The following is a 13,209-nucleotide window of genomic DNA, read 5'->3' on the forward strand; positions in this document are numbered from 1 at the left end:
GTTCCAGGACCGTCGTCCCGTCGCAGGAAACCGGCTTCTTCGCGGCCGCGCCAGCCGGTGCGAACTCGATGGCGGCGGTTCCGGCCCCACGGCTCAACAACCCGCGGTGGGTGTGGGATTTGAACCCACGGTGACTCGCGCCACGACGGTTTTCAAGACCGTTCCCTTAGGCCGCTCGGGCAACCCACCCCGCTACCGCCCACCTGGGGCGGAGCGGGTACAGCGTACCGGCACCACGTGTTTCGTGCGGGCCGTGGTCAGAACTGCAGGATCAGCTGTCGCCCTGGCGGGAGCCCAGGGTGAGCTGGACCGTGTGGGACTTGCCGTCGCGTTCGTAGGTGATCGTGACCTTGTCGCCGGGCTTGTGCGTCCAGATCTCGCCGATCAGGGTGGGGCCGGAGTCGATGACGTGGTCGTCGAGCTTGGTGATCACGTCGCCGGGCTTGAGGCCTGCCTTGTCGGCGGGGCCGCCGGACTCGACCGCGGCGGAGCCGCTGGCGCCCTGCTCGGTGATCTTCGCGCCGCCCGTGGAGTCCTCCAGGGAGACGGAGGCGCCGATCTTCGCGTAGACCGGCTTGCCGGTCTTGATCAGCTGCTGGGCGACGTACTTGGCCTGGTTGATCGGGATGGCGAAGCCCAGGCCGATCGAGCCGGACTGGCTGCTGCCGCCGAGGCCGCCACTGCCGGTGGACTGGATCGCGGAGTTGATGCCTATGACGTTGCCCGACGCGTCGAGCAGCGGGCCGCCGGAGTTGCCCGGGTTTATCGAGGCGTCGGTCTGCAGGGCACTCATGTACGACGCGTTGCTGCCGGTGCCGTCGCTGGAGGCCACCGGGCGGTCCTTCGCGCTGATGATGCCCGTGGTGACCGTGTTGGACAGGCCGAAGGGGGCGCCGATGGCGATCGTCGAGTCGCCGACGGCCACCTTGTCGGAGTCGCCCAGGGTCAGGGGGTTGAGGTTCGACGGGGCGTTCTTGAGCTTGATGACCGCCACGTCGTAGCCCTGCGCGTGGCCGACGACCTCGGCGTTGTACTTCTTGCCGTTCGGGAAGGTCGCCGTGAGCTTGCCACCGTCGACCGCGTCCGCGACGACGTGGTTGTTGGTGACGATGTGGCCCTGGGTGTCGAAGACGAAGCCCGTGCCGGTGCCGCCCTCGCCGCTGGTGGACTCCGCCTCGATGGTGACGGTGCTGGGCAGCGCCCTGGCGGCCACGCCCGCGACGGTGCCCGCGGCGCGCTTGACGTCACCGCCGTTGGTGGAGGCGGAGACCGTCGTGGAGCCGGTGTTGTCGTCGTTGTTCTTGGCCAGGGTGTAGCCGAGGCCGCCGCCCAGGCCGCCGGCGACCAGCGCGGCCACCAGGATCGCGGCCACGAGACCGCCGCGGCCGGACTTCGGTGCGGGCTGCTCCTGGTACGAGGAGCCCCAGCCGGTGCCCGCGCCGCCGGCGCCGCCGGCGGCGTAGGAGGGGATGGCCGGGGGCGGCCAGGAGGCGTCCGGCGCCGACCCGGCGTGCGCCGGCTGCTGCTCCTGCGGGTGCTCCTGCGCGCCGGGGGCGCTCGGAGGTACGGGCGGGAGCGAGGCCGTCGGGGCGCTCCCCTCAGGGGCGGCGGGTGCCGAGGGAGTGGGAGTGTCCACCGGCACGGGGGGTGCGGACGGGGCCGGGGGTACCGCGGTGCCCTCGTTCTCGGTGCTCACAGCTTCTCTCCTCGGTCCACGGCTGTTGTTCTCGGTCGCACTCGGTCACGCTCGTTCACGTTGGTCGACGGTCCGGCGCGATGCAGCTGTGCATGTTCTTTTGTATGCCGTCAGCTTTTCCCATGAGCCGTCAGGGCACCATAAGCGGTGCCTGTGGGTCCGGGGCCATTCTTTATATAGGGCCATGACAGGCAAAAGGGCCGCAATCTATGCTCCTCCGATCGCACGACTACCCCGCCGCGGTGGCACCATGACGCGGTGACCCATGCACGCCGGCACCGGATTCAAGTCGTCGCCCACCGCGGAGCCTCCGAAGAGGCCCCCGAGCACACCCTGGCCGCCTACAAGAAGGCGATCGAGGACGGTGCGGACGCCCTCGAGTGCGATGTACGCCTGACGGCGGACGGCCATCTCGTCTGCGTCCACGACCGTCGCGTCAACCGTACGTCCAACGGCCGGGGTGCGGTCTCGGCGCTGGAGCTCGCCGAGCTCGCCGCCCTGGACTTCGGCTCGCGCAAGACGCGCGAGTTCTGGCGTACGCGCGACGAGGAGCCCGACTGGGAGTTCCGGCCCGAGGACCGGGAGGACACCTCCGTACTGACCCTGGAACGGCTGCTGGAGCTGGTCGCGGACGCGGGGCGGCGGGTGGAGCTGGCGATCGAGACCAAGCACCCGACGCGGTGGGCGGGGCAGGTGGAGGAGCGGCTGCTGGTGCTGCTGAAGCGGTTCGGGCTGGATGCCCCGGCCTCAGCCGCCGAGTCGCCTGTTCGCGTGATGAGCTTCTCGGCGCGGTCGCTGCATCGCGTGCGTGCCGCCTCGCCGACCCTGCCGACGGTCTATCTGCTGCAGTTCGTCTCACCCCGGCTGCGTGACGGACGGCTGCCGGCGGGTGTCCGGATCGCGGGCCCTTCGATCCGGATCGTGCGCAACCACCCCGGCTACATCGAGCGCCTGAAGGCGGCCGGCCACCAGGTGCATGTGTGGACGGTGAACGAGCCCCAGGACGTGGATCTCTGCGTCGACCTGGGCATCGACGCCATCATCACCAATCGCCCGCGCGCGGTGCTGCGCCAGCTCGGCCGCTGAGCGGCACCTTTCCCCGTTCGTCACTGTTCGTCACCGCTTCTTCACTGGTAAAGACCTGTGAAGAACCCTTGACCCATCCACCACTCCGGCACCATCCTCCAGACTCGGCCACAGTCGAAATCCAGCCACTCGGCTACAGGGAGTGCCCCGGCGCATTCGCTCCGTATTCGATCGTTGCGAATGCGTCACCGAACGTGGATTGGCCGGTTTCCGGTACAGGCCAATGGGGCATCCACTTCGTGGCGTGGGGCAAAGGAGGTCTCGGGGGTGGCGTTGGTGGTGGCACAGGAGGTGCCCACGTCGTCGAGCATGGCCGTTCCCCATGGCCCTGCGGGCGTGGGGGAGGCGAGACACCGTATGCGCGAGCAACTGCGCTCGGGCGGTGTGTCGGATGCGGTGATCGACGATGCCGTACTGATTCTTTCCGAACTGTTGAGCAATGCGTGCAAGCACGGCCGGCCACTGGGCGACGCCCTGGCCGGGGACGGCGACGTCCGGGCCGCATGGCGCGTGGACCTGAGCGGTCGGCTCACGGTGGAGGTGACGGACGGCGGCGGGCCCACCCGCCCGGCTCCGGCCACGCCCTCGGTCACCGCGCACGGCGGCCGCGGGCTGAACATCATCACCGCGCTGGCCGACGACTGGGGCGTACGGGACGACGCCCGCGGCGAGGTCACGGTGTGGGTCGTCGTGCACGAGGACGTCCATGACCCGGATGCCGGGCTCCGTCGCGACGACTTCGCTACGCGCGTCACTACGCCGACGGTGTCGAGGATTCCGGCGATGCCGGGCCTGGGCTTCACGGACCCGTTCGACGATCTCGGCTGAGGCGACTCGACCGGCACGGTCCGGGCCGGGACGGCCTCGGCTGACACGACCTCTGCTGACACGGCCTCGACTGAACGGTCCACAGACTTCCGTGGGTCGTGGCGTGAACGGCTAGGCTCCCGCCGTACCAGACGAGCCGTAACCGGGAGACACCCACGATGGCCAAGAAGCGACCCCAGACGAAGGCCAAGCGCCCGCAGATCACGGATGGGGAGGTCCCGGTCGTCGGCGCCCGCGAGCCCTGTCCCTGTGGCAGCGGCCGCCGCTACAAGGCCTGTCACGGACGGGCCGCCGCACACGCCGTGACCGAGCTGGTGCACCGTCCCTTCGAGGGACTTCCGGGCGAGTGCGACTGGGTGGCGCTGCGCGAGCTGGTGCCGGCGGCCACGGTCGAACTGCCCCTGAAGGGCGGCCTGCCCGACGGCGTCCCGTCCCTCACGCTGGCGACGGTGCTGCCGATGGCCTGGCCGGCCCTGCGCCGCGACGACGGCTCGGTGCTGCTGGGTCTGCAGAACGACACGGCGTCCGGCGACATCAGCCGCGACCTCGCCGACACCCTCCAGCGCGCGCTGACCGCCGAGCCGGGCACGCCGGTCGAGGGGCGTCGCGCCCCGGCCGACGGCCCGCGGCTGCAGGATCTGCTCGATCCCGAAGGCGTGTTCGAGCCAGTTGTGCACAGCGGCTTCGAGTTCTGGGTTCCGGACTCCGAGAACGCCACGCCGGACGTGGCCGCCTCCCTGGAGCGGGCCAACGCCGCGGCCATCCCGACGGCGAAGCTCACCGGCGTGGACGCCGCGTACTGGTGCGAGACGCCGGACAAGAACCACCTGCGCTGGGTCATGCCGCACCCGGAGGAGCAGCTTCTGGACGCCCTGGCGCGGCTGCACGCGGCGGGCCGGTCGAACCTCGGTGAAGGCACCCGTCTCGTGGGTTCCTTCCGCGCTCACGGGCTCACCGTCCCGGTCTGGGACCTGCCCAGCGGGGTAGGCGCCGACGACATCGAGAAGCCGGCGGCCGAGTTCGCCGAACGTCTCGCCGCGGCCCTCGCTTCGGACGCACCGCTGACCGCCGACGAGCGCCGCGCGCGCGGCGGCCTCACCAACCGCCAGGTCACGCTCAGTTGACAAAGAGTGACGAGATCGGGTTCGGCTGACCGACCGGTCAGCGGAACCCGATCCTTCGGAATCGGTGACTCCGCTCACAAGTCCCGCTAGGAACAAGCAAATACGTGACTGGAAAGCCCGGATCGAATTTGCGAACCGCGGATCTCTTGTTACCGTTCGAGTAGCCCGGTTGCTGGTGCATCCCCCGTCGCCAGCAACCGGGTCTTTTCATGCCTGCGTTTCCTTTACGGAATGCCGCCGCGTGTCAACTGCCGGTGGAGGTCCCGGAGTTGCTTCCGGAGCGCAGCAGCAGCGGACCGCGCCCGGCCTGTCCCGCGAACTCCGCGACCGCCGTGTAGCCGTCCAGTGCGCCCCGGGTGTGCTGCCGGGGCGTCTCGCACATCCCCGGCTCGTCGTCGGCGCCCACGACGCAGCTCAGCTGCACGGTGCGGCCGCCGGGCCCCATGAGGCTCAGTGCGGAGTCCAGGGCCTTGCCGGTCACATTGCGGTAGTAGGTGCGCGCCCAGGTGTCCTCGCCCTGCGTGAGCACACAGGTCTGTGCCTCGACGCCGTCGGGGGAGGTGAGTTCGGGGCCGCAGCGGGCGGCGGTGGCAAGGCCGAGGCCGAGCAGCAGGGGGGTGGCGGAGGGTGCCTTGGCGTCCTCGGCACGGGGGGAGGCGCGTACGGCGTGGCGGGCAGGGGCGCGCACGACGGTGCGGCCGTCGTCGCCCACCGGTCCCGCAGATGCCACGGCCAGCGGCAACGCGATCGCGCACACCACTACGCCCGCCAAGGCGAGCAGACGGATTCGGGGGTCTGGGGGATGCTCCCCAGAATGATGCAGCATGTGCGGAAGATAACGAGCACGCGCGCGCGTGCCGTCCCGCGCGCGCCGGACACCCCTACAACTCGGGGGCGCTCACACCCGTACGAGTGAGGGCCTCGACCGCGGCGTCCACCACGGCCTCGACGTCGGGGACCCAGGGGGAGGCGGAGCCGGGCAGCGGTGCGCGCTCCCAGCGGATCTCGCCCTCGCCGGTCTCGGACGGGGGCAGGGCCACATAGCCGCCCTCGCCGTGGAAGCGGAGGGAGCCAGGGACGAAGTCCTTGGCGTAGAGCAGCTCGCCCAACTGCTCCATGGTGTACGGCTTCACGAGGATCGCCCAGCGGCTCGGCGAGGCGACGACCGGACCCAGGCGCATGCCCATGCGGTCGAGTGCGGTCAGGGCGTGCGAGGCGGCGAGGGCCGGCAGGCTCACCGCGCAGGGGGCCTGGCCACCGGTGGCCAGGATGATCGGCGCGGTGGGCCGGTTGCCCCACCACCAGCGCACCATGCGGGCGTCGGTGGTGGCCGCGAGGAGGCCGGGGTCGAAGGGATGCGCACCGGGCACTGTGCAGTCCGCGTCGGGGCAGCCGCAGCGGGAACGCGCCTGCGGGTCCGCCGCCACACCCGGGAGTACGGGCCACTGCCATTCCGTCGCGAAGGTCAGGGCCGCGCTGATCAACTCAGGCCTTCCGTCGCTGCGCTTGGACAGGAGCCTGCGTCGCCTTCCGAGGATCTCGCGCATGAGCGCTCGTTCCTTTCCGTTGCACCGCTGGCAACACCGTGGGGGCCACATCACACCATGTGTCGATCACTTCACTGTGCGTACCTGTTGGCGCATCACACCCCTGCCCTGGGCAAGGGGAACCCCTATGGGCCGAACGTTGACTGCATCCGCGGCAGCCTCGTCCATGCTGCATCCATCAAAAGCATGGGCGTGGCGTGGGGGTGGCGAAGTCTGGCGTTTTGCTGTCCCGCGTATTTCTCTTCGCCTCCGCCACGGGAGGATGGGGCTCGGTCGTCGGTGGCTAAGACGCCCGGAGTCGGTCACCAGGTTCCGGGTGGCGGTCGACCACCCCTGGCCTTCTCCGAGTACGTACCCATCACGACCGCTGTGACGCTCCGTCGAGCAAGCCCAGTCGACCGCAATACCCCGTTACCCGAGTCAGTTTTAAGCCAAATTTGCTTTTAGACAAGGGGATCACTGGCTGCCCATGGACACCAGGAATCCCAGCAGGACAATGCTGGACATCCCCTCACGAGTGCGTGTACATGTGGAGGCACCGCTAGCGGCGCAGAATGACATGGGGGTTTGCGATGCTTTTGAGCAATACGCACCGGTCGGGAAGCCGGACGCCATGAACGCCCCTCACCCTCCGAAAGTGGCCGGAATCGATTCAACGGTTCCGTCGCCCGCACACACTGTCGCGCCCGCGCCCGCCGCCTCGGGCACCTCTGCGGTCCCTGTGCCGAACCCGCCCGGCGCTGTCCTCACGGACCGGCTGGCCGGCTGGGTCTCGGACCTCACGACCCTCCATGAACTCACCGAACGCCTGACCCGCACGGACTCACTTGCGGACGCCCTGACGGAACTGCTGCGCGCCGGAGCCGCCCTCGTGGGCGCCCGGCGCGGTCTCGTCGTACTGGAACCGGGCGACGGGCTCGGACCGGACACGACGATCGGCCTCGGCCTCGCCCACGCCGACCTCGGGCACATCGAGACCGTGCCGCGCAGCGCCATGTCGTACGGCCGCATCCTCGACGGACTGCCGGGCGCGGACGGCGAGATCGCCGAGCCGGACCTCTTCGCCGAGGACGGGCTCGACCCCCGGCACCGCGAAGTGGCCGCCCGGCTCGGCTATGCCGCCTGCTACGCCCTCCCCCTGGCCGGCGAGCGGGCGGGCCGGCTCGGCGCCGCCGTCTGGCTGTACGACGAGCCCGCCGAACCGGTCGAGCGGCAGCGCCACCTCGTCGGGCTCTACGCCCGCTACGCCGGCGAGCACCTGGCCCGGCTGGTGGAGGTGGAACGCACGCGCGCGTGCATGACGACGATGGCCGAGGAGCTGCTGCCGTCCCGGCTCCCCCGGGTGGCCGGCGTGCAGCTCGCCGCCCGCCACCGCACCGGCCCGCGCGGCGGCGGCGACTGGTTCGACGCACTGCCGCTGCCCGACGCAGCGCTGGGGCTCGCGGTCGGCTCGGTGACGGGCTCCGGGCCGAGCGCGGTCGCCGCGATGGGGCGCCTGCGGGCCTCTCTGCGCGCGTACGCCGTGATGGAGGGCGAGGACCCGGTGGCGGTCCTGTCCGATCTGGAGCTGCTGCTGCGGCTGACCGAGCCCGCCCGCTCCGCCACCGCTCTGTTCGCCTACTGCGAGCCCTCCCTGCGCAAGATCACGCTGGCCGGTGCCGGGCACTGCCCGCCGCTGCTGGTCGGGGAGCGGCGCACGGAGTTCGTGGAGACGTCCGTGTCCGCGCCGCTCGGGATGCTCGCCTGCTGGGAGGCGCCGAGCGTCGAGCTGCAGGCGGAGCGCGGCGAGACGGTGCTGCTCTACACCGACGGTCTGCTGCACCGCACCGGCGACCCCACCGACCGCGCCTTCGCCCGGCTGCACGCGGCTGCGGCCGGTGTGCCCAGGGCGCTGCGGCACGACCCCGACGCCATCGCCGACCATGTGCTGCGGGCGGTGCTTCCGGACGGGCTGGACGCGGCGGACAGCGAAGAGGACGTGGTGCTGCTGGCGGCCCGCTTCGAGTAGCCGCCCGTCACGGCCGTAACAGGTCTTCCGCCCCTGGGCCCCCTTCCGTACGACCGTACGATGGAGGGGGTCCAGTGCCGTATCGAGGAGGATGACCGTGGCAGACGAGCTCACCCCGGAGACCCCGGAAGAGAGCGAAGAGCCGATCAAGCAGCGGAAGAACGGCCTGTACCCGGGCGTGTCCGACGAGCTGGCCGAGAACATGAAGTCCGGCTGGGCGGACACGGAGCTGCGCGACCTGGAGCCGATCGCCCAGGCCGCCGAGACCGCGGCGCGGCGCTCCGCGCTGTCGGCGCGTTTCCCGGGCGAGCGTCTGGTGATCCCGGCGGGCAACCTGAAGACCCGCTCGAACGACACGGAGTACGCGTTCCGCGCATCCGTCGAGTACGCGTACCTCACCGGCAACCAGACAGAGGACGGCGTCCTGGTCCTGGAGCCGACCGCGGACGGTCACAAGGAGACGATCTACCTCCTGCCGCGCTCCGACCGGGAGAACGGCGAGTTCTGGCTCTCCGGCCAGGGCGAGTTGTGGGTCGGCCGCCGGCACTCGCTCACCGAGGCCGAGAAGCTGCACGGCATCCCCGCCTCCGACGTCCGCGAGCTCGCGGATGCGCTGCGCGAGGCCACCGGTCCGGTGCGGGTCGTGCGCGGGTACGACGCCGGGATCGAGGCCGCGCTGACCGACAAGGTCACCGCCGAGCGCGACGAGGAGCTGCGGGTCTTCCTCTCCGAGGCGCGCCTGGTCAAGGACGAGTTCGAGATCGGCGAGCTGCAGAAGGCCGTCGACTCGACGGTGCGTGGCTTCGAGGACGTCGTACGCGTCCTGGACAAGGCCGAGGCGACCTCCGAGCGGTACATCGAGGGCACGTTCTTCCTCCGCGCGCGCGTGGAGGGCAATGACGTCGGCTACGGCACGATCGCCGCGGCCGGGCCGCACGCCTGCACGCTGCACTGGGTGCGCAATGACGGGCCGGTGCGCTCCGGTGACCTGCTGCTGCTTGACGCGGGCGTCGAGACGCACACGTACTACACCGCCGACGTCACGCGCACGCTGCCCATCAGCGGCCGCTTCAGCGAGATCCAGAAGAAGATCTACGACGCCGTGTACGACGCCCAGGAGGCCGGTATCGCGGCGGTGAAGCCGGGCGGCAAGTACCGGGACTTCCATGACGCCGCGCAGCGCGTGCTGACCGAGCGGCTCGTCGAGTGGGGGCTCGTCGAGGGGCCGGTGGAGCGGGTGCTGGAGCTGGGGCTGCAGCGGCGCTGGACGCTGCACGGGACCGGGCACATGCTCGGCCTGGACGTGCACGACTGCGCTGCCGCGCGCGTGGAGTCGTATGTCGACGGCACGCTGGAGCCGGGGATGTGCCTCACCGTCGAGCCGGGGCTGTACTTCCAGGCCGATGACCTGACGGTGCCGGAGGAGTACCGGGGGATCGGGGTCCGGATCGAGGACGACATCCTGGTGACGGAGGATGGCCACCGGAACCTCAGTGACGGGTTGCCCAGGCGGTCCGACGAGGTCGAGAGCTGGATGGCTTCGCTGAAGGGCTGACGATTAGCTTGATGGCCGGGTACGCGGGTGGTGCCCGGCCATTTGTCTGCGGTCTGCGGGTACGTGGGGGCTGGTCGCGCAGTTCCCCGCGCCCCTGAAAAGGGGCGCTTCAGCACACGGGGGTTGATACGTGAACGAGTTCTTGGCCGGTGTCGGCGTCGATCTGCATCTGGAGACCGATGACGGCGAAGGACGGCGGGTCGGGCTTGAGCGGGCGCTGCGGGATGCCGTGCGGGACGGGCGGCTGGCACCCGGGACTCGGTTGCCTGCGACCCGGCGGCTCGCCACCGAACTCGGTGTCTCGCGGGGGACCGCGAAGGCTGCTTACGACCAGTTGGTCGCCGAGGGGTATCTGACCGCTCGGCAGGGGTCGGGCACCCAGGTCGCCTCGCTGCCCTCCCTCGACGCCGATGCGCCGGAGGCGGCCGCACGCGCGCGTACGCCGCGTTTCGATCTGCGGCCCGGCAGTCCCGATGTCGGGGCGTTTCCGGCGGCGGCCTGGCTGCGGGCGCTGCGGCGGGCCATCGCGACGGCGCCGCTGCTGGCGTACGACTACGGGGATCCGCGCGGCCGTATCGAGCTGCGGACCGCGCTGTCGGGGTACTTGGGGCGGGCCCGCGGGGTCATCGCGCCGCCCGAGCGGATCGTGATCACCTCGGGGTATGTGCAGGGGCTGGCGCTGCTCACGCGCGTGCTGGACGGTGCCGCGATCGCCATGGAGGACCCGGGGCTGCCGTTCCACCGGGAAGTGGTGCGGCGCAACGGGGGAAGTGTGGTGCCGGTGCGGGTGGACGAACGGGGGGTGTGCGCACAGGAGTTGGGGGACCTCAAGGCTGTTGTCGTCACTCCGGCCCATCAGTACCCGACCGGTGTGACGCTGCACCCGGAGCGGCGGCGGGCGCTCACGGACTGGGCACGCGCGCGTGGCGGGCTGATCGTCGAGGACGACTACGACGGGGAGTTCCGTTACGACCGGCAGCCCGTCGGCGCGCTCCAGGGGATGGCGCCCGGGCAGGTCGTCTACCTGGGCACCGCCTCGAAGACGCTCGGACCCGCGCTGCGGCTCGGCTGGATGGTGCTGCCGCCGCACCTGGTCGACGCGGTCGCCGACGCCAAGCTGCACAGCGATCACCACACCGAGTCCATCGGCCAGTTGGCGCTCGCCGAGCTCATCGACAGCCATGCGTACGACCGGCACGTGCGCGCGTGCCGGCTGCGCTACCGCAGACGCAGGGACCAGCTCCTGGACCGGCTCGCCGGGCGGCACGACGTGCGCGGGATCGCTGCCGGGCTGCACGCGCTCGTGGAGGTCCCCGACGAGGAAGTGGCGCTGAAGCGGGCCGAGGCGGAGGGGCTCGCCGTCGGGCACCTGGCAGACCACTGGCACACGCCCGGCGCGGGGCGGCCGCAGGGACTCGTCGTCGGGTACGGGACGCCTCGGGAGCGGGCGTATCCGGAGGCACTGGAGGTGTTGGGGAAGGTGCTGGAGGGGGCCTGAGCCCGAGTCGGCCCCCGGGTCACGCGAGCCGTGTGTGGGTGCCGACCGGCAGCGAATCCAGGAACAGGGCGCCCGCCAGTAGGCCCGCGCTCCCCCGTGGGCTCCACGCGCGCGCGTGCAGGTCGGCGTCGAGGGCGGACAGGGCTTCGCGGCCCGCCTCCGTCGCCGTACCGCCCGCCTCCAGGACTCCGCGGGCGCCCGCCTGCACATGCCGCAGGCCCAACGGGCCCGCCGTGTACAGCAGTTCCGTGTCCTGCAGGGTGGACATCACGGTGAGGAGGGCGTCGAGGCGTGCCTGGGCCTGTGTGGCGCCGGACGCGCGGGACCGGGTGAGGGCCTCGAACGCCCGCCGGACGTGCGGGAATCCGGCGCGGGCCTCGCCACGGGCACCCGCGGCGCCGTACTTCGCGGAGATCGACGAGCCGCGGGAGGGACGGCGCGGGGCGCCCTTGTCGTTGAAGGCGGCGAGCTTCTTCGCGGCGAAGGCCACGTCCTGGGCCCCGGCTCGCGCGTCGAGCGCGGCCGCCGCGACCAGGAAGCCGAGCGCCCACAGGGCGCCCTTGTGGCCACCGCCGGCCAGGCCTACCGAGTGTTCCGTGGACCGGCCGATCGCGCCCAGTTCCGCACGGAGCCCAGGGGTGGGCTCGCCGGTGCGGCGGGCGGCGGCGGCCATCGCCGCGAGGCCGGGCGCCAGCGCCTTGGCCGACCAGCGCAGGGAACCGTGGTCCCGGCACAGGGCGCGGGCGCCGAGGTCGCGCGGGTCGGGCAGGCCCGGCTTGGGAGCCAGGGCCAACTGCCCGGTCAGCGCGGTCACGGCGGCCTGCGCCAGCGTCTCGTCCTCGCGGCTGCTCATCGCCGTACCTCAGGAAGAGGCCGAGGCCGAGGGGCTGGCCGAGTCGGTCGGGGCGTCGCTCGGCGGGGTGCCCGTCGGGGCGCCGCTCGGCGGGGTGCCACCGCCGCCGCTGCCCGCGCCGGTGTTCTCCGCGTCGGGGTCGATGCCGAGCGTGAGGAAGCCCTTGTAGCCCTTGGACGGGTCCTTCTTGTGCACGGCCTCGAGGGTCAGCAGACCACTGGAGGCGCCGCCGCCGTCGTACACCATGTCGTTGGCAAGAGTGGTGTAGCTGCCGGTGTGCTTGGAGTACGGGTCGAGGGTGAAGATCTCCTCGGCGATGGTGTCGTCGAAGAAGAGCTGGCCGGTGTAGTTGACCTTGCCGCCCTCGTACGTGCCGTCCTCCTTCTCGCCGCCCGTGTGCACCTTCACATGGATGTGGCAGGTGCGCGGGGTGTACCAACCGGGGAAGATCGTCTCGAACTTGACGACCCCGTTGGCGTTCGCGACCTGGTAGCCGCGCAGGTAGGTGTTGTCGTTCGCGGAGTCGCCCTCCTCGCTCTCCGCGGGGGCCGAGCCGCCCGGATTGGCGGTGGTGTAGCCGGAGTAGTAGCCCCAGGCGTCGCAGTGCCAGATCTCGACCGCGGCGCCCTTGACCGGCGTACAGCCGTCGGTGGCGTCGACGACGGTCAGCCGCAGGGTCAGCGGGACGCCGGCCTTGCCCTCGGTGATGTCCTTGCGGACCAGCGCGCCGTCGAGGTAGTAGGGGCCCTCGGTGACGCTGGTCATCAGCGTCATGCACTCACTGCTGGTCGAGCTGGCCGAGGCGGTGGCGGTGGCGTCCGCTTCGGTGGTGGTGTCGGCGAAGGCCGACTGGTAGCCCGCGACGGCGAGCCCGCCGGCCGCGACCGTGCCGCCGGTGACCGCGATGGCACGGCGCCGGGTGATCGAAGTGTCTCTGTGGTTTCCCGTCATGGCGGCGAACGTATGGACGGCGCCCTTCAGGGACGTAGGGCATCGATAAGAAACAGCTGTGAA

At 71.3% G+C, this 13,209-nt stretch carries 11 protein-coding genes and 1 tRNA gene; 6 read left to right on the forward strand and 6 right to left on the reverse strand.

Annotated elements, in window-relative coordinates:
- Positions 1–104: 104 nt before the first annotated feature.
- A tRNA-Ser gene (locus P2Q00_RS38615) sits at positions 105–189 on the reverse strand.
- A gap of 82 nt (positions 190–271) precedes the next feature.
- A complete protein-coding gene (locus P2Q00_RS38620; protein ID WP_275778963.1) occupies positions 272–1,696 on the reverse strand; it encodes a S1C family serine protease in 1,425 nt (474 codons plus the stop codon).
- A 258-nt stretch (positions 1,697–1,954) separates the two neighbouring features.
- On the opposite strand from P2Q00_RS38620, the gene P2Q00_RS38625 reads away from it, so the two are divergent.
- The 3 genes from P2Q00_RS38625 (at position 1,955) to P2Q00_RS38635 (ending at position 4,734) form a co-directional block, all read left to right on the forward strand.
- The gene (locus tag P2Q00_RS38625) at positions 1,955–2,782 is read left to right on the forward strand and encodes a glycerophosphodiester phosphodiesterase (RefSeq protein WP_275778964.1); all 828 of its coding nucleotides are present in this window, start codon (positions 1,955–1,957) and stop codon (positions 2,780–2,782) included.
- Between the two features lie 180 nt (positions 2,783–2,962).
- Entirely contained in the window at positions 2,963–3,610 is a 648-nt protein-coding gene (locus P2Q00_RS38630) for an ATP-binding protein (protein WP_275778966.1), read from the forward strand.
- Between the two features lie 158 nt (positions 3,611–3,768).
- On the forward strand, positions 3,769–4,734 hold the full coding sequence (locus P2Q00_RS38635) for a DUF5926 family protein (RefSeq protein ID WP_275778968.1): 966 nt from the start codon (positions 3,769–3,771) through the stop codon (positions 4,732–4,734).
- A 244-nt stretch (positions 4,735–4,978) separates the two neighbouring features.
- Here P2Q00_RS38635 and P2Q00_RS38640 read toward each other — a convergent pair whose 3' ends face one another.
- On the reverse strand, positions 4,979–5,560 hold the full coding sequence (locus P2Q00_RS38640) for a hypothetical protein (RefSeq protein WP_275778970.1): 582 nt from the start codon (positions 5,558–5,560) through the stop codon (positions 4,979–4,981).
- A 55-nt stretch (positions 5,561–5,615) separates the two neighbouring features.
- Complete coding sequence (locus P2Q00_RS38645; protein WP_275778972.1) at positions 5,616–6,281, reverse strand: bifunctional DNA primase/polymerase; 666 nt, start codon at positions 6,279–6,281, stop codon at positions 5,616–5,618.
- A gap of 496 nt (positions 6,282–6,777) precedes the next feature.
- Here P2Q00_RS38645 and P2Q00_RS38650 point away from each other — a divergent pair, with 496 nt between their 5' ends.
- The 3 genes from P2Q00_RS38650 (at position 6,778) to pdxR (ending at position 11,342) form a co-directional block, all read left to right on the forward strand.
- Positions 6,778–8,289 carry a PP2C family protein-serine/threonine phosphatase gene (locus P2Q00_RS38650; RefSeq protein WP_275779275.1) on the forward strand — a complete coding sequence of 504 codons (1,512 nt, stop codon included), beginning with the start codon at positions 6,778–6,780 and terminating at the stop codon, positions 8,287–8,289.
- Positions 8,290–8,380: 91 nt separating this feature from the next.
- Positions 8,381–9,844, forward strand: coding sequence for an aminopeptidase P family protein (locus P2Q00_RS38655; protein ID WP_275778974.1), 1,464 nt, complete (start codon positions 8,381–8,383; stop codon positions 9,842–9,844).
- Between the two features lie 130 nt (positions 9,845–9,974).
- On the forward strand, positions 9,975–11,342 hold the full coding sequence (gene pdxR / locus P2Q00_RS38660; protein ID WP_275778976.1) for a MocR-like pyridoxine biosynthesis transcription factor PdxR: 1,368 nt from the start codon (positions 9,975–9,977) through the stop codon (positions 11,340–11,342).
- Positions 11,343–11,361: 19 nt separating this feature from the next.
- On the opposite strand, the gene P2Q00_RS38665 is transcribed toward pdxR, so the two are convergent.
- The gene (locus P2Q00_RS38665) at positions 11,362–12,195 is read right to left on the reverse strand and encodes a triphosphoribosyl-dephospho-CoA synthase (protein WP_275778977.1); all 834 of its coding nucleotides are present in this window, start codon (positions 12,193–12,195) and stop codon (positions 11,362–11,364) included.
- A 9-nt stretch (positions 12,196–12,204) separates the two neighbouring features.
- Positions 12,205–13,146: an intradiol ring-cleavage dioxygenase gene (locus P2Q00_RS38670; protein ID WP_275778978.1), complete on the reverse strand. Its 942-nt coding sequence runs from the start codon at positions 13,144–13,146 to the stop codon at positions 12,205–12,207.
- Positions 13,147–13,209 lie beyond the last annotated feature (63 nt).

Origin of the sequence: Streptomyces coacervatus, from assembly GCF_029223485.1 — a bacterium.
Taxonomy (GTDB): domain Bacteria; phylum Actinomycetota; class Actinomycetes; order Streptomycetales; family Streptomycetaceae; genus Streptomyces; species Streptomyces coacervatus.